The sequence below is a fragment of the Bacillota bacterium genome (assembly GCA_009711825.1).
GTDB lineage: Bacteria > Bacillota > Proteinivoracia > UBA4975 > VEMY01 > VEMY01.
Genome location: VEMY01000070.1, coordinates 1 through 23105, shown reverse-complemented (window position 1 = coordinate 23105; position 23105 = coordinate 1). Strand labels below are relative to the sequence as shown.

Sequence of the window (23105 nt, the reverse complement as noted above, 5' to 3'; positions counted from 1 at the left end):
CATGTGTAGTATCCGGTGACTATGGCGGAGAGGTCCCACCCGTTCCCATACCGAACACGGAAGTTAAGCTCTCCAGCGCCGATGGTACTTGGGGATTTCCCCCCGGGAGAGTAGGTCGTCGCCGGATTTCTCAAAAAACACCCTTTGGGTGTTTTTTGGAATATGCGCGAAATCACGCAAGCTCTAGCTATTGATCTCAATCTGACATCCGGTTTCTATATTAATGGGGGTGTAGCTCAGTTGGGAGAGCACCTGCCTTGCAAGCAGGGGGTCAGCGGTTCGAATCCGCTCATCTCCACCAAAAAAAATTAACCTCAGGCTTTAAACGCCCGAGGTTTTTTGATTTAGGGTTGTTTCTGTACAAACACATTGGCCGGTACCTGATTAAAAATCTTGTTCTTTGATCCGGTTGATAAAACCACCTGTTGTAAAAAGCCGGGATATCAGTTCTTCTGCTTGGGCTGATTTTCCTCGGTGGAAACGGGAAATTTATTAATGCAATGGTACATTGCTTCGCGGACGCACTTTTCCCTGGGGTCGTTTACACCATAATAACCCATTTTACGTGTAAAGTAGGCATAGCCAATTTGCTTTTCCGGGTCGGCAAAGGCAAAGCTGCCGGTGGCGCCGAGGAAGCCGAAGGCCCTGGGATTTTGTGAGAAGCTGAATATCGGATCCGGTTTCATGAATCCCAAGCCATACCGGGTATCGAAATTCATCACCATATCAAGATAACCTTTGGCAGGTTTTTCTGGGAAGACGTTGAGATGGGCAAAAGTCTCCGGCCGAATCCCAATCTTGTCTCCTCCCTGGGCCAATAGACTGTACAGGCAGGCCACTGAACGGGCAGTTCCGATTCCATTGCCGGAGGGCTGCTCAATCCGCCATGTCTGCCTCTGGTTAGGATTATAGCCCCCGATAATAGTTGCAGATTTCATAAACAGGGAATTAAAATTCAGAACAGCCTTCCGCAATCCAGGGGGCATTTTTTTAATGTTAAAAATAGCCAACAGGGGATTGATCATGTTTATTCGCGCAATATTCTCAGCTGGTATCGTGTCGGGAAGGCCAATATAAAATTCCAAACTCAGGGGGCGGGCAATCTCTTCTTGAAAAAATTGACCAAGACTGCGTTTTTGCGGGTCAATGCGCCGGACCAGCTCACCCATGTAAAAACCTACGGTGCCGGCCTGGTAACCCTGATGTGTTCCCGGTTCCCAACAGGGTTTTGCCCGGGCAGCGATTGCGGCGGTATGCTCGAAATTATTTAGTTCAGCGATACTGAGTTTTTTGTCCAATAGCACAAGCCCAGCTTGATGGGTTAGGAGCTGGCGGACAGTAATGTCTTGTTTGCCATTCTGCCCAAATTCAGGCCAATATGCGCTAATTCTTTCTTCATAATCCAGCAGTCCTTGCGAATGAAGTTTGGCGAGGACAGTAGTGGCAATACCTTTGGTGGCAGAGAAGATTAACGTCATGGTGTCCCGTTCCCAATCCAGGTCGCCTTCCCGTTTTCCGCCCCACAAATCGACAACCTTTTTTCCCTTGTAAAAAATGGCACAGGCGGCGCCAATTTCACCTCTTCGGGTAAAGTTGTTATAAAAAGCAGATTTCACATCTTCAAAGCCAGCGAGGACCTCGCCGGAAATTTTAGCTTGTTGCATTGTTAAATTTCCTCTTTTCGTTGCGTAGTTTGGCACCCCAGGCGACAGACAGTATTCCAATTGGCAGGGTGAGGCCGCCACTAATTATGGTGCAAAAATTCAGGGCCATATTGTTTGATATCAAACCGACAAATGCAATGATTGACAATGTTCCTGACATCCAGAGCAGGCCCCCGATTGCTCTCGGCAAACCCTGCTCAAAAATAAATTTGTAGCCCGTCAACATTGCTCCCAGCGCAAAAAACACATAACCCAGCTAATTTAGGAAGTAGGCCGCAGAGTCAGGGTTATTAAAATACCAATATTCAGCCGCCGGGTTCCCGTGGCTGAGAAGAAGCTGAAGCAGAGTATACTGCGAGATATAGCCAACGCTGACCAGTGCCACATAGAAACCGAGTGCAGCAACGCCTAGTATGTTAAGGGTAGGAGTCTTAACCCTTGTCTTAATCTCATAGTTCATGCTAATGAGGAGCATGGTTAGTGCCGGAGCAATTAGAGAGGCAAGCACGAAATTTAGAATGTAAAGCGCTGGGGCAGCTTCTATCGCTTCCATTTGTTGGTGAATAGACCCCTCAAGCTGGGACAGTACCATTAGGATTGGCCACATGAGTAAAATTAGCGCGAAAATGATTCCATTTGACAGAAGCATGGAGTTGACGTTTAGTTTCATTATTAGTTTCTCTCTTTGACTTAAAAAAAAGCTACAGTAATTAACTACATTTGTGATTTGAATTGTTTAACTGAGTTATACCAAGGAATGTTAGCGTGGTCAATATATAAACTAACAATTGTTAGTTTGTTGACATGTTTATTAAACATTACTTGCAAACTGTCTTGTCTTAAGCGACGGGTCTGCCAGATTAGTTGCTGATAAAAAGAGGTTTTGATATAATGAAGCAATTATAATAAAAACGGGAGGAATTATATGTCCCAAAAGGTTCTTGATACAGCGTTAACATTTGACGATGTGTTACTGGTCCCTGCTAAGTCAAGCGTGTTGCCCCGGGATGTTCAGCTGCGCACCCGTCTCACTAGGAATCTTTATGTGAACATTCCCTTGCTTAGCGCCGGTATGGATACTGTCACTGAGTCACGGATGGCCATTGCCATGGCCAGGGAAGGCGGCCTGGGCGTCATTCACAAAAACATGAGCATCGAGGATCAGGCCAGGGAGGTGGATACCGTCAAGCGTTCTGAGCACGGTGTCATCACCAACCCATTTTCTCTGGGCCCCGATGCCAAAGTTGGTCAAGCCGCAGAACTGATGAAGCAATATCGAATATCCGGCGTTCCGATTACCGTTTCCGGTAAATTAGTTGGGATCGTCACAAACCGTGATCTGCGTTTTGAAGAGGATTATGAGCGCAAGGTTTCTGAAATTATGACCAGCGAGAATTTGGTAACGGCGCCAGTAGGCACAACCCTGGAGCAGGCCAAAGCAATTCTTGCTCGGCATAAAATTGAAAAATTGCCTCTGGTTGATTCCGGGTTTAACCTCAAGGGCCTGATTACAATTAAGGATATCGAAAAGGCACGGACATATCCCAATTCTGCCCGGGACAGCAATGGTCGTTTACTTGTGGCGGCAGCAGTTGGGGTGACTGGCGATACTATGGAGCGTGCCAGTGCCCTAGTGGAAGCACGGGTCGATGTTCTGGTTGTTGATACCGCCCACGGCCATTCGGAAGGTGTGCTCAAGGCAGTGGCACGGATAAAAAGCAGTTTCCCTGGGCTGGATGTGATTGCAGGCAATGTTGCTACCGCTGAAGCCACCAAAGACCTGATTGCCGCCGGTGCGGATGCGGTTAAGGTAGGTATCGGTCCTGGGTCTATCTGTACCACCCGGGTTGTGGCCGGAGTTGGCGTGCCACAGGTGTCGGCCGTTATGGAGTGTTCGGCTGCGGCCCAGGGCAGCGGCGTGCCGATAATCGCTGACGGTGGCGTCAAATACTCAGGTGATGTTGCCAAAGCAATTGTCGCTGGCGCCGATACTGTTATGTTGGGTAGCATGCTGGCAGGAACTGAAGAGAGCCCGGGATCATTCGAAATCTATCAGGGACGTAGTTACAAGGTTTATCGTGGCATGGGCTCGATTGGCGCAATGCGTTCCGGCAGCAAAGACCGCTATTTTCAGTCGGAACAGCACAAACTTGTTCCTGAAGGGATTGAAGGGCGTGTGCCATACAGGGGCACGATTGCCGACACAGTATTTCAGATTATCGGCGGTGTCCGGGCCGGGATGGGATATTGCGGCGCACGCACAATTGATGATTTGAAACAGGCTCAGATGGTAAGGATCACTGGCGCCGGACTTAAAGAAAGTCATCCCCATGATGTCCAGATTACAAAAGAGTCACCAAATTATGTGAACTTGACATAAGCTAATACAGAGATGTGTATATTTTTTCTGATAGTGGGAAAATAAAGTTAACAAAGAGATTAGCTGGTGATAAAAATGAATGTTCAGGTTCAGGCAGCCCAGAAGTGTCACTTTTGCGGTTGCGAACATGACCAGGGAGTAATGCTGGTCAAAGGTTATATTTGCGCCTCCTGTTTGGATGAAATAACCCAAACCGAGGTGAGCAACCCGCGCTATCAGTTCTTCGTGAAAAAGCTAAAGGAATTGTGGCAGACGGGCTAGGAAAAAGTGAATTGCTTTTTCCTTATTTTTTTATGTATAATAAGGGGAAAGGCAGGAATTGTATGGATTATTTAGATTTACGAGCCAGCCTGGATTTTGTCGACAGGGCCAGTCGTTACCGCTTTCATATGCCGGGCCATAAAGGGCAGCTTCGACATCACTGGGCGGACTTGACGGAACTGCCCGGTCTGGACAACCTGCATCACCCTAAAGGAGTTTTGGCCCGTTCTCAACAGAGAGTCGCAGACATTTATCAAGCCGAAAGAACATATTATCTTGTAAATGGCAGCAGTGTCGGACTGATGGCGGCCGTCTGTGCTCTCGCCGGCCCCGGCGACAAGGTGCTTGTGGAGCGCAATTGTCATCGTGCAGTTATTGCCGGGCTTATTCATTCCGGGGCAACGCCGGAGTTTGTTGATCCCCATTTTTGTCCCCAGCGCCGGGTTTGGTTGCCGCTTACTGTATCCGCGATTGAATCAAAGATGGCGGCGCGTTCATTTAAGGCCGCCATTTTTACAAACCCCAATTATTTTGGCTTGGTCGCGGAGTTGAAAGACCTGATTAAACACTGTCGGGAACAGGGCATGTTTGTAATTATCGATGAAGCCCATGGTGCGCATCTGCACTTTGGCCAGGGATTGGACTTGCCCCCCGATGGCGTGGCCGCAGGCGCTCAGATTGTAGTGCAGAGCGCCCATAAAACTCTGTTCGCCAGGACTCAGGCTGCCTGGATGCATCTAACTGACGCTGCCCTTGGTGAAAGGCTGGCTGAGACGTTAAACCTGTTTCATACTACCAGCCCCAGTTACCCGCTTTTGGCATCCCTGGAGCATGCGGCAGTTGTGGCCTGCCGTCATGGGTTTACGTTGCTGAAACGCTTACGTTTGCTCTCAGCCTTGCTGGTCCGCAGCTGCAGCCGCCATGGTCTCGAGTGCTGGCGGGGGCACGACTGGACCCGATTTGTCCTCAGAGAAAGGCCAGGAATGATACGCATGTTAACCAATGCAGGGATTTACCCCGAACTGGTACAAAACAACAATGTTCTTTTCATGCTCACCATGGCTGACGCCTTATCTCCAACCGCTGCGGCGGCGTTAAACCGGACGCTGGCCAAGCTTGCTGAGCTGCCAGCCGCCGAATTGCCCCGGGTTTTGCCGCCTCCTCCGGTAGAGCAGGTTTGTTCTCCCCGGGAGGCATGGTTGGCACCCGGGAAAAAAATCGAATTAAACAAAGCTCAGGGTAGAATCTGCCGTGAACTGCTGGCGCCGTACCCGCCGGGCACATTGGTTGCAGGTCCGGGTCAAAGATTGGATCAAGCGACCCACGAGTACCTTGTTATGTTGAGCTCCAGGAAGGTGATTCCAGAGTGGATAGAAGTAATATAATGAAGCATAGGGGATTATTCATTGCTTTTGAAGGGTTGGATGGTTCCGGGAAGACTACCCAGGCCAGGTTGCTGCGGGAATGGTTGGAATCACGCGGTTTTCAGTGTCTATCAGTCCGGGAACCTGGAGGAACTCCCGTTGGTGACAGCATTAGAAAATTGCTTTTGGACCCAGCTACTGAGCTTACCGATTTAGGAGAAGCGTACCTTTATGCCGCAGCCAGGGCTCAGCTGGTCCAGGATGTAATTCGGCCGGCGCTCGATAGGGGAGAGACCGTGCTTTGCGATCGTTATCTGTTTTCCAGCATCGCTTACCAAGGTTACGGATTGGGGCTGGATGTGGATTTCGTCCGCAAGATAAACCTCGAGGCTGTAGGGCAACTGCTGCCAGATTACACATTTGTGCTGGAAGTTGAGCCGGAAATAGGTATAAAACGCCAGTCCTCCCAGCGTGGGCTAGACCGTATTGAACGCAGGAATCGGGAATTTTATCACAGGGTTGCAGAAGGTTACCGACGCATAGCTGCAGACTATCAGTTGTTGGTTTTGGCGGGCACCCTGGCTGCGAAGGATATTCACCAAGAGATCACTGCGACATTAAGATTTTTGGATGAGGAGGTTTGTGTAAAATGAAAAAACTGGTCGTTGCCGTTATTCAAGACAAGGATAGCGTCAAGTTAATGGAGACTTTAGTGGACAATGGCTTTCGAGCCACCAAACTGGCGAGTACCGGGGGATTTCTCAAGGCCGGAAACACGACCATGCTTATCGGTGTTGAACATGACCAATTGCAGCAGGTAGTTGATATCATCAAGAACGTATGTCAATCCCGGGAGAAAATGGTCACAACCATGTCCCCGATTGGCGGCGCGGTGGAATCTTACGTGCCTTACCCCGTGGAGGTTGTAGTTGGCGGTGCCACCATATTTGTTTTGGATGTAGAGAGGTTTGAACAAGTATAAATGCGTACTCTACCCGGCTTTCTGGGTAGTGAACGGGTTGTCGCTTCACTGCTCAGGCAAATCGAAACAAATCAGCTTTCCCATGCCTATTTGTTTACGGGCCCTGGGGGCATTGGCAAAAAGACCCTGGCCCGCGCCCTGGCGGCCCGGTTATTTTGTAACAGTCTTTGTGGAGAGTGCCAGGATTGTATGATGCTGCGGGCGGGCAGGCACCCGGACTTGGTGGTGATTGAAGGCATGGAAACGGTAAAGCTTGCACATGCTCGTCAGCTTAAAGAATTTCAGCGTTTTGCACCGAACCGCACCCGGCACAAGTTAGTTGTGTTGGAAAATGCGCACTTGCTTACTTCGGAGGCAGCCAATAGTCTTTTGAAAGCACTGGAAGAACCCCCTGCCTGGGCAATCCATGTTCTCACCGCGGAGACCCCGGATTCTGTTTTAGAGACCATCCGTTCCAGAACACAGATTCACCGGCTTTCGCCGCTGCCTGAAGATTGCCTGCGTGCTCAACTATCTGAGCGCGGAGTGCCCGTAGAACAGGCAGGCGTACTGGCCGGTATATCCGGGGGTATTTTCGGCAGAGCCCTGAATCTATCGGAGTCTGATGGTTTTTGGGAGCTTCGCAAACAATGGGCTGAAGATATTTTACAGATTTTGAGCGGGCATGGTAATCCATTGGCAATTAGCGAACAATGGCAGGACTATAAAGATTTGACGCTTGATTTTGTTACGCATTGGTTTCGGGATATGCTGCTGCTGACCCTAAACCGGGAGGCAAAACCGGTAAATCATGATTTAACGGATATAATATATAAATGCAGTGAAGTCTGCCCCAGTGACAAATCTATTGCTGTGCTGGAAAGCTGCCGTCAGGCTAAACAACGATTACTATCTAATTGCAACCAGCGCCTGACGTTTGACAGCCTGCTGCTCAGGCTGTGGGAGGGATAAATTTGAGCATGTATACAGTAGTTGGAGTTAGATTCAAAGACGCCGGAAAAATATATTATTTTGACCCTGCCAGCCACCAGCTGCAACAAGGTGATGACGTAATCGTTGAAACAGTCAGAGGGGTTGAATTTGGCCAGGTAACTGCGCCCCCCGGGGAAGTCCCCGAAGATGAGGTTGTGCAGCCGTTAAAGAAGGTGGTGCGCCCCGCCACTGAGGCTGACAGGGAAAAGGTTGAAGAGAATAAGGAACGGGCCCGGGAAGCGATGCAAACTTGTGCCCGGAAGATAGAAAAACATAAACTGGAAATGAAGCTGGTTGACGCCGAGTACACTTTTGATAATTCCAAGATAATCTTTTATTTTACTGCCGATGGCAGGGTTGATTTTCGGGAGTTGGTCAAAGATCTGGCTGCCACATATCGGACCAGGATAGAACTGCGCCAAATTGGCGTTAGGGATGAAGCCAAGATGCTGGGGGGGCTAGGAGGCTGCGGACGGCCGTTATGCTGCGCCACCTTCCTTAGCGAGTTTCAACCGGTTTCTATCAAAATGGCAAAGGAGCAAAACCTGTCCTTAAATCCCACAAAAATTTCTGGGGTCTGCGGTAGACTCATGTGTTGTCTGCGCTACGAATCGGAATTTTACCATGAGGCGCGACAGGGGCTGCCGGATTTAGGTAAGACCGTTAACACCAAGCAGGGCAGAGTTAAGGTTGTGGAGGTCAATGTGCTCAAACGGAAGTTTGTCGGTCAAAATCTTGAGAGTGGCAGCTTTCTGGAGCTGACCCCGGATGATATGCCCAATTAGCGGGGGTGGCACTTTGGAAGAGCAAATGAAACAGATAGAAGACAACCTGGAGCAGTTCTATGTCAGTTGGACCCAGTTAAAAAAAGAGGTCTCCAGGTTAAAGACAGAGTTAGAAAAGTTGCAGAAGGAGAACCGGTGGCTGCGGGAACAATTACCAAAACCAAATCAAGAAGAGCTGCCGGTAAAAGAGGGGCAGGACGCCTTGGCGCGCTTGTATCATGAAGGATTTCACATCTGCCATTTGCAGTATGGAAATTTGCGCTCCGAAGGCGATTGTTTGTTCTGTATCTCTTTGCTAAAGAAATGAACAAGTTATTGCTGCCCGGTGAACGCCTTGATGATTTGGGTGACGGCCTGAGGATTATTCAACGGCGGGATGTGTTTGCATTTTCATCGGACGCGGTTTTATTAGCTAATTTTGTCAGCTTATTCCGAGGCGAACGTGTGATCGATTTGGGCACAGGTACAGGTGTAATACCGCTATTAATCAGCAAGCGCCGCCCGCTCCGGCAGATTGTGGCTCTGGAAATTCAGGCCCAGCTGGTGGAGATGTGTCGGCGCTCTGTTGCTTTTAACGGTTTGAATACATTGATTGATGTAGTCCACGCTGATTTGCGGGAGGTTAGAGACAGCATACCTCCGGAAAGCTTTAATGTGGTCACTGCCAATCCTCCGTATATGCCTGCGGACACTGGCTCTGTCAATAAAAATCAGGCAATTGCAGTCGCCAGACATGAATTGTTTTGTAAATTGGAAGATGTCATTAAAGCCGCTGCCTGGCTGGTAATGTACGGGGGTAAATTTGCTATGGTGCACCGGCCCCAGCGTCTTGCTGATATCTGCGGTTTGATGCTCACGCACCGATTACAACCGAAACGTATGCAGCTGATCCATCCCCGAGCCGGACGGGAAGCAGAAATGGTACTGATTGAAGCGGAAAAAGGCGCCCGTCCTGGGTTGCGGGTGTTGGCGCCGTTGTTTTTGAATGGGAGTGAATCTGTATGAGCACCTTGTATATCTGCCCCACTCCATTGGGTAATTTAGAGGACATAACCTTGCGAACGCTAAGGGTTCTGCGATCAGTGGACATCATCGCCGCCGAGGATACTCGTCATTCCCGCAAGCTGTTGGAGCACTTCAACATATCAAAGCCATTGGTTAGTTATCATCAGCACAGTTCGTCGGCGCAAACAGAGAAGTTGGTCGCTAGGATTGCCGCGGGGGAATCGGTGGCTTTAATAAGTGATGCCGGCACACCCGGAATCTCTGATCCGGGCCAAAGCTTGATTGCAATGTGCATCGAGTCGGGGATAAACGTCGAGTCCCTGCCCGGCCCCAGCGCCGTGATTACCGCCCTTGCTGCCGCTGGATTCCCGCTCGCAGCTTTCACCTTTTTAGGTTTTTTGCCTCGAAAAGGCCGGGAGGCCGTGAATATGATTGCTGAAATTGCCCATCCTGTTGTGGTCTATGAGTCGCCTAAACGGGTGAAAAAGTTGCTGGAACGGCTGGATGCGAAGATGCCAGAACGTCCGTTGTTGATTGCCCGGGAATTAACCAAGCTACACCAGGAGTACATTCGGGGCACTGTGAGGTCGGTTTTGGCAGATACCGATTGGGATAGAGTCAGTCGCGGGGAGTTCACAATCGTTCTCGGCCCCTGGCAGCCGGAGGTGCCAGAACAGGATGAGGGCGCAATTGACGCTGAGCTGGCTGCAGTGTTGGCAACGGGCGTCAGTGTGCGGGATGGCGTGCAAATAGTGAGCAGCCGCCTCGGGGTGTCAAAAAACTTAGTCTATGATATCGCGACCAAAAAAAAAGACGGACTTAGTAATCCGTCTTAATCGTTAAGTTGTCTGGCACAGTCAGAGCAGATATTTTTTCCTTTAAAATAGGTAACGCCTTCCGCTTCACCGCAAAATATACAGGCTGGGGAGTATTTCTTAAGGATGATACGTTCTCCATCTACGTAAATCTCCAGCGAGTCTTTTTGCTTGATATCCAGTGTGCGGCGAAGCTCAATTGGGAGTACGACACGACCTAATTCATCAACCTTGCGTACAATACCGGTAGACTTCATTTAAAAACCCTCCCTTAATTAGATGTCTCAATTATAATGCAACTTTAGTATACCATTTAATTCCATACCGGTCAATTTTTATTTCAAAAATTTTTATGAGACGGAGGTCGCTTACAGTGCAGAAAAAATCCTGTTTTATCAGCATCCAGCCCTCCGCACTGCCTAACCAGGCAGCGCGGATTGCTGCGGATTCTCTGAGCCGCCTCAAGCAAATTACCGGGAACGAAGTGGAATTATACGTCTGGGGTAATACAGATGCCTTTACCTTTGCTTCGGCAAGCAGCCTTCGTCCTGGAGAAGCTGGCGTTGGGTCCGAGATAATGGGATCCGTTATTCAGCAACTGGAAGATTTGAGGCGCTTAGACCGCATGCAAAAGGAGGGTTTGCTCTGCCCTAACTGTCAAACCGAACAACATGCCGACCACTGCACGGATTGCGAAGAGAAAGCAGAACATGCACAATTTGTCGAGCTCAGTTTGAAGCCGGATGAACATAAGGATTACCAGGCAAAGCTTATAGAACAACTATTGCCCCGTGCCGTCGCTGGTGAGCAATTATCCGGCTTAATAGGCGAGCCCGCCCTAAGATTGGCGGCAGTCAGGGACGGCTGTGTTATGGCCACTCCGTGGTTTAGAGAATTTTGCGACGTCCTACACGCATGTGGATATGGTTCGGATGAGAATCGTTTCACGCGAGTTTGGCCAACAGCAGTTTTGTTCGTGAGCAAATCATGGCTCCATACCACGGGCCTTGCTTGGACAATCGCACTGTCTGCGCTGGATATAGCGCTGCCCCGTTGGGCTGTTTACGGCGATATTATTTTTACCCGCAATGAAAATGAGCCTGTGGAATGTACAGAACTGGCCCGAAATTACGGTGATGATGGTCTGCGATTCTTTTATTTGCAACAGAAAGTTGCATTGGCGCAGTTGTCGGTGCCCGAAGAACAGCTAATTCAAAAGATAAATCAATACCTGGCAAACAACCTTGGTAATGTTGTGGCCCGGGTTGCATCACTTATTACTCGCTACGCCGATGGGATTGTGCCCCGGCCCAATGTTTTGACTCGGCAGACCGGCGATCTTGAACTCAGGGAAATGGCCCTCTCGGTCCCCCGGCAGGTTGAGGCCAGTATCGAGCAACAAGATTTGCCGGGAGCAGTGGCAACCGTTTGGCGGCTTATTGCCCAGCTCAACAAATATATTGAGGAAACCAGTCCCTGGCAAATGGAAGGCCAAACCGACAGTGAGCGACTGCATACCGTCCTATACAGCTTGGGTGAGGCCCTGCGTTTTATTGGCGTAGTTCTGAAACCATTAATGCCAGAAGCCGCCGGCAAAATCCTGTCCCAGCTGGGTATCGGTGGCTCAGTAGAGCTCCAATCCTGGTCCTCCCTAGCCCAGTGGGGCCAATTGAGACCTGGGACAAGGGTGCAACAGACGCCGCCCCTGTTCCCACGGATTCAGCCCCTGAATACCCGGCTTGCTGAAGATCAGGTCCATATTCTCAGGGAAGACTTGAGCCGTGTGAGTTTTATTGTGGTGAGAGTTGTATCTGCCCAGAGGATTGCTGCCGAGCGTATGTCTTTGGTCGTTTTTGATGGACATATGCGCCGGAAAGTGATTATTCCAGCCGGGAGGTTTACCCCCGGCCAATTGGTTGGTAAAAAACTCGTATATGTGGCCAATTTGATTAACTTAGAAATTGACGGTGAGACCAGCGAAGGGGAAGTGCTGTTCTCTGAAGCCGGCGACGGTATGCCCAGTCTAATCACAGTCGAAGAAGATATTCCCGAAGGGAGCAAAATTTATGCCGGACTTAATTGACACCCATGCCCATCTTAATCATCCCCGTTTAACAGACAATCTTGATCAGGTGCTGGCCGCTGCCAAGGCGGCAGGAGTCGGAACGATAATAAATATTGGCTACGACCTGTCTTCCAGCCACGCTTCCGTAGAGTTGGCGGCAATCCACCCCTGTATTTTTGCTGCTGTTGGCTTCCACCCCCATTGGGCCAATGATTTTTCTGAAGCGAATTATATAAGCTTGAAAGAACTGGCTCAGCGTCCGGAGGTGGTGGCCATTGGCGAAATTGGATTGGATTATTTCCGGGATAACTCTCCCCGGGAGGTCCAACGTACCGTGTTCCGTCGGCAATTGGAGCTCGTTTGCGAGTTAAAAATGCCGGTAATAGTACATACCCGGGACGCAATCGGCGATACTGTGAAAATTCTCACGGAGTTTGGTCCGTTTGTGGCCGGCGGCGTCATGCATTGTTACTCCGGATCTGCGGAAATGGTAAGGGATTTTTTGAGTCTCAATCTAAGTATTTCTCTGGGGGGACCGGTAACTTTTAAAAACGCAAGGCGTGCCAAGGAGGTTGCGGCTGCTGTTCCCGCTGAGAGATTATTGTTGGAGACAGATTGTCCCTATCTGGCTCCGCATCCCCATCGCGGCAGCACAAATCACCCTGCATATTTAGCAATAATTGCGGCTGAAGTCGCTGCAATTCGTAATACAGATATCGACTCGCTCGCCGACCAAACCAGCGCCAACGCCCGAAAACTTTTCAATATCTGAAACCCTATGTTCTTCCCCTACATAGAATTGCTAATAAATTTATACAAAATGGTAACAATAATTACCATGAGGCGGTTGTTTAATTGACATAGGTTTCCACCATGACGTACAATAAAAGGGCCGCCCAAACGGGCACAGGGGGAGGTAATATTTTGGCCAAGAAAAAAATTCCCATTCAGGGAATCTATAAATTAGCTGCCTTTATTGTTTTGGCAATGCTTGGTACTGTAGTGGCTACCGGTTATTTTATGCATGTCAAGCATGTGACCGTATATGTAGGAGAAAATCAGCTTGCCGCAGTCACCGCTGCCCAAACAGTTGGTGAAGCGTTAACGGAGCTTGGGTTGGATTGGCGTGAAGAAGATTACGTATATCCGGAGCCAGATACGACACTATCCAGGAGGATGGGGATTGTCGTAATTCGTGCTCAGCGATTTACAGTTAACCATGATGGTGAATCAACGGAAGTATGGTCCGTGGGCAAAAAAGTCGGCGATATCCTCGAAGATGCAGGCGTGCAATATTTTATGCAAGATATTGTCACACCGCCTTCGGAAAGTCAGGCAAGTTTGGATGAGCCAATAAATGTGGTCCGTGTTCAGTCCCAGCTTGTTGAAAAGGAAATTATTGAATCTTATTCCAGCACGCGGGTTCCCAATCCCAATATGTACCAGGGGCAGGAGCGCGTTGTTCAGCATGGTCGAGACGGCAAATCAGTTCAAACCATAGAGGTTACCTATCACGATGGGGAAGCTGTGGAAGAAACTATTGTTGACACCCGAGAGGTAGTCGAACGCAGAGATAAAATTACCGAATATGGAACAATATCCAGCATTAGCCGCAGCGGCTATGACATTAGGATTCGCGGCGTTGTCGACACGTTGGCCACCGCATATTGCGCCGGAACTCCGGAAACCCGCTGTCCGCTAGATGATTTGGGACGCTCGGCGTGTACTGGCGCCTATAATACAGGCTACACTTCCACAGGTATGAAAGCCCGCCAGGGTTCAGGAACATGGGAAGACCCGTACATGATTGCTGTTGACCCGCGGGTAATACCCCTGCGGTCCAAGGTTTATTTGCAGTTTCCTGGCGGACAGGTTACAACTATGCATGGAACAATAATTCGTGATGGATTTGCCGTAGCCGTGGACGTGGGAAGTGCAATTCGGGGTAATCGCATCGATATAGTTTTTGATGATCATTATGTGGCCTGGTATTTCGGTCGCAAATCAGTGCGCGTGTTTTTGGTGGACAGTGTCAGTCGACAATAACCGGGACAGGGAAACCTGTCCCTTTTTGTAGGTGAGGTCAATGATAAAAGAACTGATAGTGGTGGAGGGTAAAAAAGATGCCGCAGCGGTGCGTCGGGCCTTTCCCGAGGCTGATGTTTTGGTGACAAACGGATGGGGCCTTACAAAAAGGCAGATTGCGGCAATCCGGACCGCTCACGCCCGCAGAGGTGTAATTATTTTTACCGATCCCGACCACGCGGGGGAGCAGATACGGCGCCGGTTACAAAAAATGCTGCCTGGCTGCCGGCACGCATTTGTGCCAGGAATTGTCGCGTCCGATGGGAAAGTTGGTGTCGAAAAGGCGGATGCCGAAACAATTCGTAAGGCACTGGAAAAAGTGCGTTCCAGCGGCTCTATTCGAAACGGTTTCGAGATGAGCGACCTGCTGAAAGCAGGTTTGGTTGGGACACCCGATGCCGCCAAGCGCCGTCGCCGCCTGGGTGAGCTACTGGCGGTTGGTTACGGAAACAGCAAGAATTTTCTTTGGCGGCTCAACGCCCTTGGGGTCAGCCGGACAGAGTTTGAGGCTGCAGTACAAAAATTGGAGGCAAAGTCCGATGGATATTACGAAGCCCGGAAACATAATAAGCCTGATTGAACAATATAATTTGAAGATACGTAAAAGTTGGGGACAAAATTTTCTAACCAGTGCTGATATTATACAAAAAATTGTCTCCGCTGCAGAGCTCAGGGCTAGTGACCATATCTTGGAGGTTGGCCCGGGCTTGGGGACGATGACAGAACTATTGGTTCAACAGGCACGGCACGTGACAGCTTTGGAAATCGATCCCCGGCTTTGCACCTTGTTAACCGAGCGCCTGGGACACCAGAAAAACTTTACCCTAATTGAAGGCGATGCTCTGCAGCAAAACTATGAAAAATTGATTGACACACCGTTTAAGGTGGTAGCGAACCTTCCGTACTACATAACAAGCCCATTTATCATAAAGTTATTGGAAGGACCTGTTCAGCCCGTATTAGCAGTTTTGCTTGTGCAGTTGGAGGTGGGGCGGCGTCTTGCGGCAGCTCCCGGGACAAAAGATTATGGAGCATTATCTGTTGCCGTTCAGTATCGTTGTGAAGTGGAGCAAGTGGGGCGAGTGGCGGCCGGCAATTTCTTTCCTCCCCCCAAAGTGGAGTCTGCCATTGTGCGCCTTCGTTGGCGGCAACCGCCTTGGCAAGCTACTAACCCGCAGTTGATGTCCAGACTTGTGCGCGCCGCCTTTGGGCAGCGTCGAAAGATGCTCAAAGGAGTGCTGGCCTCGGCCTTGGGAATACCCGGAGACCAGGTGCGCGCTGCTTTGAGTCGTATAGGGGTGTCAGAGGACACCAGGGGCGAGAAGTTGTCAGTGCGCCAGTTTGCCCATCTTGCTGACGAATTGGAGGAGCTCATGCGATGAAGTTTGTCAGTCCTTCCCACGGTGAAGTGAGTATTGATCAAGTATATCAGGCAATCCGCCGGTATATGGATGGGGATGATAAGAGTCAGTACCGCCTGATAATCGGTACTGATTCCCAGGTTCGTCAGCGGACAATCTACGTGACGGCAGTTATCATTCACCGGGTGGGCAAAGGCGCTCGGTATTTTTATACAAAACGCTACGAAAGGGCAACAAACAGTTTGCGGCAGCGCATGTATTACGAAACTTCTTTGAGCCTGGATGTAGCCTCCCGCCTGACGGCATTAATTGCCCGTGAGGACGAAACCTTAGAGGATGAAAACCGGCTTGACCTGGAAATTCACCTGGATATCGGTCGCTCAGGTGAGACCCGAGGGCTAATACGTGAGCTTGTGGGAATGGTAATTGGCAGCGGATTCGCTGCACGAATCAAGCCGCACTCATTTGGCGCCTCTACGGTTGCTGACAAACACACCAAAACGTAATTGCCGCCATGGGGCGGTCTTTTATTACAATGTCTATTTCCTGCTGACTTCCCCCCTCATATACTGTTGTGTGGGAGGGTGAAAGATGAAGATAAAATGTGGAGATATTGTTGCACGTTTGTCCCATAACAAGGACCTATATTTTAAAGTTGAAGCCATAGATGAGCAGGCTGGAATCGCCCACCTGAAGGGATTGGAAATGCGCTTGCTGGCAGACGCGCCTCTTTCCGATTTGGAAAAGCCAGGCGCAGGGGAATTGGCCAGCTATCGCGCCAAAGCTTTGAGGTTACGGCTGGAAGTCTTGAATCGTTCCAATAAAAAAAGAAAACGCTCTGGCAGCCGTGGTCAAAAAAAATCGGTAAATGAAGCAGAGTATGTTAATCTTCCGGGGCGGGTGCTGCATTTAGACGGGGATCTTGAATACCTGGATATCTGCCAAAGGGCATATCAGGACCTTAATTTGCCAAACTGTTGCTTTCATGTTCAAGAACAAAAGCAGCCGGAGCTTGTTTTAGATTTAATGGAAGCCTGTAAGCCGGATATATTGGTGCTCACCGGACATGATTCAGTAATCCGCAGGGCAGGAAAACCGGATGGCCCCGACAGCTATCGAAACTCCCGGCACTTTATTGAGGCTGTTCGCAGGGCGCGAAGGTTTCAGTCCAGTAAAGATGATCTTGTTATATTTGCCGGCGCCTGTCAGTCCTGGTATCAGGGGCTAATGGAAGCAGGAGCAAACTTTGCCAGTTCACCGGACCGGATTTTGATTCATTGCCTTGACCCGGTGATGATTGTTGAAAAAGTGGCCTATACCCCGATTCAAAAGACAATAGATATTTATACCGTGCTGTCTGAAAGCATTACCGGCCCGCCGGGAATAGGCGGCATTGAGACCCGGGGACAGTACAGGATAGGATTGCCAAAACAAAAAAATTAACCTTTTTACAGTTTTTATTGACAGCCAATGTGCTAGTTGCTATAATGCTATGTTTGTTTGACAACGTGGCAGTAGTGTGGTATGATATTTGCAAAAGCTGATTGGGGTGGTGCTGGGTGGCAGGTAAAAACACATTGGCGCTGATCAAAGAGGATTTGGATGAGTTCATCGGACAACGGATCACCCTTAAGGCGAACCGTGGCCGCAAAAAATCCATTGAACGCACAGGTATTCTTGAAAGAACCTATCCTTCTCACTTTATTGTTCAACTGGATGAGGACTATTTTAATCGCAAAATGTCCTTCTCCTATGCCGATATTCTAACCAAGACTGTTGAGATTACATTTGGAGATAAACGCTATCAGTACAGCGCATCTTAAGCCGCCGCGGCGGTTTTTTTTTGCACTTTTTTTCCCTTTAAGCATAACCTAGAAGCGGACCCGGCGCTATAAATATTTGTCCGGGTCAGTGCATATATTATTATATCCTGAATAAAGTGGGGGGAGAGAGATGGCGGCTAATCTGTTGGTTGACCGGAACAAATTCCAACTGCAGAAGGTCATTGCGCAGTCGACGCAGGAGGTCACAGTTCCGGCCAGCTTGCCTGTACCTGACAACGTTCAATATTTGTTAAAGCCGATCTTGTTCCCGGTGGGAATGGAGTCGGTTCAGATTGATAATGGCAAGGTCAGGGTGCAGGGTCAGCTGGGTGGCCTGGTTTGTGGGATTAATGAGGATGAGTCGGTTATTCCAATCGGCGTTGAGCCCGTTCAGTATTCAGCGTCGTTTCCATTGCCAATGGTTTGCGAAACTGACCGGGTGATGGTTGATGCAGTCGTAGAAACGGTTGAAGTTGATAAAGATGAGCAAGGCAGGGCAAACATAATAGCATTTGTCTCTGTAACCGTCACCGTCAGCCGAATTGAAGAAGTTAGTCTTGTAACCGATGTTTCTGGCGCCAAAGATGTTGAAAAAGAAGAACAGACTTTGCAAGTTATCGTCTGCACGGCAGAGGAGTTACGAGAGCTGAATCATCAGGTGGGTTTGCCGGTGCCTGCAGAGCAGATTCTGGCTACTCAGGTGCAGGTAACTAATCTGAACTGGCAGGTTCTTGAGAGCCAAGTGGCGGTAGAGGGCAAGGTCTCGGGTGTAATTTATTTTGCCCAGCAAACAAAAAAACAGTTGGCTACCCGAATGTTTGAACGGGAGTTCTCCCATACTCTGCCGGTTGAGGGTGAAGTGTCGGAGGCGATTGTAACTTGTGCCCCTCAGTTGGCTTCAGCGATTTTAAATTCTAATAACAGTGGTGTGGATTTGACGATAAACCTTGGCCTATACGTCCAGGGATACCGGGAAGTTCGCCTGGAACTGCTTTCAGGGGTTGGCGGCGCCGACTTCGAGACTATTTCGTTTGCAGTGACCAATAGAGTTGGCGAAAGTGAATTCAGAATGAATCTTGACGGCCATTTCCAGATTTCTGAAGAATCGGCAACGGTGTTGTCAGCAATCCCCGAGGTGCGGGTGCTGGAGACCACTGCTCTAGATGAGAAAATAATGGTCCGGGGAGTCTTAAGTCTGTTGATTTTCTATGCTGTAGATGATGAAACAACCCGTGCAATCGTCCGTGAGGATGAATTCAACCAGTTCTTTGCCCTTAGCGGCAGCGTGACAGGAATGACTGCTCAGGCCCAGGCATGGTGTGAAGAAAGCAGTTTTGTCCTGGAGAACGGTGAGGTGCAGTATACAGTTCCAGCCCTGTTCCGGGTTGATGTAAAGGAAAGTTTAGAATTAAACCCGATAGTCGATTTGCATATTGTTGATCCGCATGCTGTTCGTGCCAATGCCAGTGTAGTCTTATACAGAACCCAAACGGGTGAAAACTTGTTTGCGGTAGCAAAAAAATTCAATGTCACCCAACAAATGCTGCGGGATTGCAACCGGGTTCCTGAAGGTGAGCAGTTACCCGCAGGCACAAAACTGACAATACCCCTTTATCTTGCGAAATATAACAAAGAGGTGTAGCTGTCGCAGCTGCACCTCTTCTTTATTTAGAGTTTCGGGGTTTTCCGCATGTGCAAAAATTACCCCGACAATATATAATGTACAAGCAATACATATGTCGAAAGAGGGGAAAGCTATGCAACCGGAGCTCTCAAAAAATGCGCTAACGGTGCTTGAACGCCGCTACTTAAAGAAAGAAGGGGGAGAAGTTATTGAGTCCCCCGCAGATTTGTTTTGGCGGGTAGCTAATAATATCGCCGAAGCTGAAGCCAATTACGGCCTTGATGAGGAAGGACGGAGACAAATTGCGGCCCGCTTTTATGAAATGATGGCCACCCTGCAGTTTATGCCTAACTCGCCGACACTGATGAATGCCGGTCAGGAATTACAACAGCTGGCGGCTTGTTTTGTTTTGCCAGTTGATGACTCAATGGAGAGTATCTTTGATTCTATTAAATATGCAGCGCTCATTCACAAAAGCGGCGGAGGAACAGGGTTTTCCTTTTCCCGCCTGCGCCCGCATAATGACCTGGTGCAATCTACCGGTGGTGTGGCCAGCGGCCCGGTGTCATTTATGAAAGTATTTAACTCTGCCACTGAGGCGGTCAAGCAGGGGGGGACCCGGCGCGGTGCCAATATGGGAATTTTGCGGGTGGACCACCCTGATATTATGCAGTTTATCACTGCCAAAGAAGATAACAAGGAGTTAACTAACTTCAATATATCCGTTGGTCTTACGGAAGAATTTATGTCAGCTGTGCGGGAAAATCGTGATTACAGTTTGGTAAATCCCCGGGACGGGGAGGAAGTGGCCAAACTTTCCGCCAAGACGGTGTTTGATAAATTGGTCGACGCCGCTTGGCGCAACGGTGAGCCGGGGATAATTTTCCTTGACCGGGTAAATGCCGACAATCCCACACCGAAGGTAGGAGAAATTGAAAGCACCAACCCTTGTGGTGAACAGCCCTTACTGCCATATGAGGCTTGCAATCTGGGTTCGATTAATATAAACAAATTTGTCCACAACGGTCAGTTTGATTATCAACAACTTGGAGCAGTCGTGGACACAGCTGTACGCTTCCTTGATAATGTGATTGATATGAGTGAGTATCCGCTGCCACAGATTACAGAAATGGTGCGGGCAAACCGAAAAATTGGCTTGGGAATTATGGGTTTTGCCGATACGCTGATTAGTTTAGGCATTGCTTATAACAGTTCAGAGGCGGTTGAGTTTGCCAGAGAAATAATGGCCTTTATTCAGCGACGCAGCCGTGCGGCCTCCTGTGCCTTGGCCAGTGAGCGCGGCCCTTACCCGAATTTTGAGGGCAGTAGTCATCAGCGTCAGGGCATGCCTCCCCAGCGCAACGCTACCACAACAACGATTGCGCCCACCGGCACCATTAGTATTATTGCCGGTGCGTCCAGCGGTATTGAGCCCTTGTTCGCTGTCTGCTACCAACGCAACGTGATGGATAACGATACTTTGGTGGAAGCGCATCCGCTCTTTGAGCAGATAGCCCGGGAGCAGGGATTTTTTACCCCGGAACTGATGGCAAAGATTGCGGAAAAAGGTTCTATACAGGGCATGGAGGAAATTCCTGTTTCTGTTAAGAAACTCTTCGTCACTGCCCATGATATTGCGCCCCAATGGCATATTCAAATTCAGGCTGCCTTCCAGCAATACACGGATAACGCGGTCTCAAAGACTGTGAATTTGCCCCGGGATGCCTCCCGCAGTGATGTTGGCCGGGTGTTCCAGCTCGCTTATCAACTGGGCTGCAAAGGGGTGACTGTCTACAGGGATGGCAGCCGGGATTCCCAGGTTTTGAGTGTGGGGGACGGCAGCAAGCTGAGCGCAGACGGCATTGTGCCCCGGCCACGCCCGGAGGTAACCAGCGGTCAGACCAAAAAGCTTAAGATTGGCTGCGGTAATTTATATATCAGTGTGAACTCAGATGATAAGGGAATCTGTGAGGTGTTTACCAACACCGGGCGCGAAGGCGGCTGTTCTTCTCAATCCGAGGCGACCAGTCGACTGGTGTCAATTGCTCTGCGCTCGGGGATTTCGGTGGACAGCATTGTCGAGCAGCTGCGGGGTATTCGCTGTCCGGCCTGTATTCGCCGCCCCGGAATTAAAGTGACCTCTTGTCCCGATGCAATTGCCCGTGCACTCAAAGATAATATCACCCAAGACAGGGAAATTGAATTGCAGCAGTTTGCCGGTAATGAAAAATGTCCCGAATGTGGTCAGCCAATCAGTCATGAAAGCGGCTGCACAGTTTGTATCAGTTGTGGATTTTCCCGCTGCGGTTAGTTAGAAAGTCTGCGAATTTAGTTTCGCAGGCTTTTTGTTTGATTCGGTTTTGAATACCGTAATTGAGGGAGCAAATACTAGTGTAGACAGTTTGACAGGGAGGCTCATAGATTTGACAGACAATATTGACGGCACATTATTAATTATCGGCGGCGCTGAGGACAAAAAGGATAGATGTACAATACTAAAAACCTTCGTCAAGCAGGCTAATGAACGGGGCGGGAAAATTGTCATTCTCACAGCGGCCAGCCAATATCCCCAGAAGCTGAGCAGTCAGTACATTAATATCTTTAACCGGCTGGGGGCTAAAGAGGTGATCAGCCTTGATGTTACTAGCAGAGAGGCGGCTGGTCAGGAGGGTTTTACGGGAGAGATTATTGAGGCCGGAGGAATCTTTTTTACCGGCGGCGACCAGCTTCGCATTACCAGCATGCTGGGTGGAACGGCCGTTGATGCCGCCCTCAAGGAGGCCTACAATCGGGGGACCGTTATTGCGGGAACCAGTGCCGGCGCATCGGTGATGAGCGCAACAATGATTGTTGGCGGTGATGGCGACAGCACGCCCCACCAGGGGTCATTGAGCATGGCGCCGGGCATGGGTCTGGTGCGCGAGGTAGTGATAGATCAACATTTCGCGCAGCGGGGCAGACTGGGGCGTCTTGTGTCGGCAGTAGCCCAACAACCGGCGATCCTTGGGATTGGGATTGACGAAGACACGGCTGTACTGATTAACAGGCAGGGTCGGATGGATGTCATAGGTTCGCAGACGGTGACAGTTGTCGATGGCAGTCGCTGCATTCATACTAATGTCTCCGAGGCGGAACCGGAGCAGCCCTTGGCTTTCACGGGTATCACAGTCCATATACTGCCCGCCGACTACGGTTATGATCTGCAGGGACGGCGAGCCCTGTTTCCCGGAGATGATAAATGATGAGAATAATTGAGCACCGGTTTTATGCAGGTGTTAACATCCATTGTTTTCGTCCCGCACTGGAGGCGACAGTGGATTTGGGAGAGCTAACTGATCGCGAAACCAGTGAGTTCCCAGGTCTCTCAGAACAGGTGCTGGCAGTCCTTCCCGGCTTGAGGGAGCATGTATGCGGACTCGGTAAACGGGGCGGGTTTTTGATCAAGCTTGAGAAGGGCACATATTTTGGCCATTTGGCAGAGCACATGGCCATTGAGCTGTTGACCCAGGTCGGTGTTCGCCCCCGCTACGGCAAGACCAGGTCAACAGAACAGCAAGGCATTTATAAGATTGTTATTCAGTGCCAGTGGCCGAATGCTGCGTTGACTGCTCTGGAGATGGCTTGTGAAGGCATTAATAATCTGTTGGCTGGACATAAGCTGAGCTTTGATATCCCCAAACTGGAACAAATTCTCACTAAGGAAAAGCCAGGGCCCAGCACAGCGGCAATCATTGAGGCAGCGGAAAGCCGCGGTATTCCAGTGAAGGTGCTTGGTCATGGCAGCTTGTTGCGCCTGGGCACTGGTTGTTATAACCGCTATATTGAGGCCACTATTACCGGTCTTACATCCTGCATTGGGGTAGACATTGCCTGCGATAAGACGATTACAAATAAGCTGATAAACGAGGCGATGATTCCG

At 49.7% G+C, this 23105-nt stretch carries 25 protein-coding genes, 1 tRNA gene and 1 rRNA gene; 24 read left to right on the top strand and 3 right to left on the bottom strand.

Going from position 1 to position 23105, the window contains the following annotated elements; genetic code table 11:
- Positions 1–11: 11 nt before the first annotated feature.
- Positions 12–127: ribosomal RNA gene (rrf, locus tag FH749_15390) — 5S ribosomal RNA — on the top strand.
- Positions 128–225: 98 nt separating this feature from the next.
- Positions 226–301, top strand: a tRNA-Ala gene (locus tag FH749_15385).
- 142 nt (positions 302–443) lie between these two features.
- Here FH749_15385 and FH749_15380 read toward each other — a convergent pair.
- Both FH749_15380 and FH749_15375 read right to left on the bottom strand, forming a co-directional pair.
- On the bottom strand, positions 444–1664 hold the full coding sequence (locus tag FH749_15380; GenBank protein MTI96834.1) for a beta-lactamase family protein: 1221 nt from the start codon (positions 1662–1664) through the stop codon (positions 444–446).
- 256 nt (positions 1665–1920) lie between these two features.
- Positions 1921–2334 (bottom strand): hypothetical protein, encoded by a 414-nt coding sequence (locus FH749_15375; GenBank protein MTI96833.1) that lies wholly within the window; start codon positions 2332–2334, stop codon positions 1921–1923.
- A gap of 255 nt (positions 2335–2589) precedes the next feature.
- Between FH749_15375 and guaB the strand changes: the two genes are divergently transcribed.
- The 10 genes from guaB to rsmI all read left to right on the top strand — a co-directional run bounded on the left by guaB (position 2590) and on the right by rsmI (position 10249).
- The gene (guaB, locus tag FH749_15370; GenBank protein MTI96832.1) at positions 2590–4044 is read left to right on the top strand and encodes an IMP dehydrogenase; all 1455 of its coding nucleotides are present in this window, start codon (positions 2590–2592) and stop codon (positions 4042–4044) included.
- A gap of 75 nt (positions 4045–4119) precedes the next feature.
- Complete coding sequence (locus FH749_15365; GenBank protein ID MTI96831.1) at positions 4120–4305, top strand: inhibitor of sigma-G Gin; 186 nt, start codon at positions 4120–4122, stop codon at positions 4303–4305.
- Positions 4306–4316: 11 nt separating this feature from the next.
- Positions 4317–5690 carry an aminotransferase class V-fold PLP-dependent enzyme gene (locus FH749_15360; protein MTI96830.1) on the top strand — a complete coding sequence of 458 codons (1374 nt, stop codon included), beginning with the start codon at positions 4317–4319 and terminating at the stop codon, positions 5688–5690.
- Positions 5672–6322, top strand: coding sequence for a dTMP kinase (gene tmk / locus FH749_15355; GenBank protein ID MTI96829.1), 651 nt, complete (start codon positions 5672–5674; stop codon positions 6320–6322). The genes FH749_15360 and tmk overlap by 19 nt, the downstream gene beginning before the upstream one ends.
- Positions 6319–6651 carry a hypothetical protein gene (locus FH749_15350; protein ID MTI96828.1) on the top strand — a complete coding sequence of 111 codons (333 nt, stop codon included), beginning with the start codon at positions 6319–6321 and terminating at the stop codon, positions 6649–6651. The genes tmk and FH749_15350 overlap by 4 nt, the downstream gene beginning before the upstream one ends.
- On the top strand, positions 6652–7602 hold the full coding sequence (locus FH749_15345) for an AAA family ATPase (protein MTI96827.1): 951 nt from the start codon (positions 6652–6654) through the stop codon (positions 7600–7602).
- 8 nt (positions 7603–7610) lie between these two features.
- A complete protein-coding gene (locus tag FH749_15340; protein ID MTI96826.1) occupies positions 7611–8408 on the top strand; it encodes a stage 0 sporulation family protein in 798 nt (265 codons plus the stop codon).
- A 25-nt stretch (positions 8409–8433) separates the two neighbouring features.
- The gene (locus FH749_15335) at positions 8434–8715 is read left to right on the top strand and encodes a DNA replication initiation control protein YabA (protein MTI96825.1); all 282 of its coding nucleotides are present in this window, start codon (positions 8434–8436) and stop codon (positions 8713–8715) included.
- Entirely contained in the window at positions 8712–9413 is a 702-nt protein-coding gene (locus FH749_15330; protein ID MTI96824.1) for a tRNA1(Val) (adenine(37)-N6)-methyltransferase, read from the top strand. Before FH749_15335 ends, FH749_15330 begins: the two co-directional genes overlap by 4 nt.
- On the top strand, positions 9410–10249 hold the full coding sequence (rsmI, locus tag FH749_15325) for a 16S rRNA (cytidine(1402)-2'-O)-methyltransferase (protein MTI96823.1): 840 nt from the start codon (positions 9410–9412) through the stop codon (positions 10247–10249). The genes FH749_15330 and rsmI overlap by 4 nt, the downstream gene beginning before the upstream one ends.
- On the opposite strand, the gene FH749_15320 is transcribed toward rsmI, so the two are convergent.
- Complete coding sequence (locus tag FH749_15320; protein MTI96822.1) at positions 10246–10485, bottom strand: AbrB/MazE/SpoVT family DNA-binding domain-containing protein; 240 nt, start codon at positions 10483–10485, stop codon at positions 10246–10248. The two genes, rsmI and FH749_15320, sit on opposite strands and share 4 nt — an antisense overlap.
- A 95-nt stretch (positions 10486–10580) precedes the next feature.
- On the opposite strand from FH749_15320, the gene FH749_15315 reads away from it, so the two are divergent.
- From FH749_15315 to FH749_15260, 12 genes are all read left to right on the top strand, one after another.
- A complete protein-coding gene (locus FH749_15315) occupies positions 10581–12311 on the top strand; it encodes a class I tRNA ligase family protein (GenBank protein ID MTI96821.1) in 1731 nt (576 codons plus the stop codon).
- A complete protein-coding gene (locus FH749_15310) occupies positions 12295–13065 on the top strand; it encodes a TatD family deoxyribonuclease (protein ID MTI96820.1) in 771 nt (256 codons plus the stop codon). The genes FH749_15315 and FH749_15310 overlap by 17 nt, the downstream gene beginning before the upstream one ends.
- Before the next feature lie 101 nt (positions 13066–13166).
- The gene (locus FH749_15305) at positions 13167–14339 is read left to right on the top strand and encodes a DUF348 domain-containing protein (protein MTI96819.1); all 1173 of its coding nucleotides are present in this window, start codon (positions 13167–13169) and stop codon (positions 14337–14339) included.
- Positions 14340–14379: 40 nt separating this feature from the next.
- Positions 14380–14958, top strand: coding sequence for a ribonuclease M5 (gene rnmV / locus FH749_15300; protein ID MTI96818.1), 579 nt, complete (start codon positions 14380–14382; stop codon positions 14956–14958).
- Complete coding sequence (rsmA, locus tag FH749_15295; protein MTI96817.1) at positions 14918–15760, top strand: ribosomal RNA small subunit methyltransferase A; 843 nt, start codon at positions 14918–14920, stop codon at positions 15758–15760. Before rnmV ends, rsmA begins: the two co-directional genes overlap by 41 nt.
- A complete protein-coding gene (locus FH749_15290; protein MTI96816.1) occupies positions 15757–16245 on the top strand; it encodes a hypothetical protein in 489 nt (162 codons plus the stop codon). The genes rsmA and FH749_15290 overlap by 4 nt, the downstream gene beginning before the upstream one ends.
- 85 nt (positions 16246–16330) lie before the next feature.
- Positions 16331–17182, top strand: coding sequence for a sporulation peptidase YabG (gene yabG, locus FH749_15285; protein ID MTI96815.1), 852 nt, complete (start codon positions 16331–16333; stop codon positions 17180–17182).
- 116 nt (positions 17183–17298) lie between these two features.
- Positions 17299–17562, top strand: coding sequence for a Veg protein (locus FH749_15280; GenBank protein ID MTI96814.1), 264 nt, complete (start codon positions 17299–17301; stop codon positions 17560–17562).
- A gap of 130 nt (positions 17563–17692) precedes the next feature.
- Positions 17693–19204 (top strand): LysM peptidoglycan-binding domain-containing protein, encoded by a 1512-nt coding sequence (locus FH749_15275; protein MTI96813.1) that lies wholly within the window; start codon positions 17693–17695, stop codon positions 19202–19204.
- 94 nt (positions 19205–19298) lie between these two features.
- Entirely contained in the window at positions 19299–21497 is a 2199-nt protein-coding gene (locus FH749_15270; GenBank protein ID MTI96812.1) for a vitamin B12-dependent ribonucleotide reductase, read from the top strand.
- Between the two features lie 112 nt (positions 21498–21609).
- Entirely contained in the window at positions 21610–22428 is an 819-nt protein-coding gene (locus FH749_15265) for a cyanophycinase (GenBank protein MTI96811.1), read from the top strand.
- A partial coding sequence (locus FH749_15260; GenBank protein MTI96810.1) for a cyanophycin synthetase occupies positions 22425–23105 on the top strand: 681 nt, incomplete at its 3' end. The genes FH749_15265 and FH749_15260, both read left to right, overlap by 4 nt.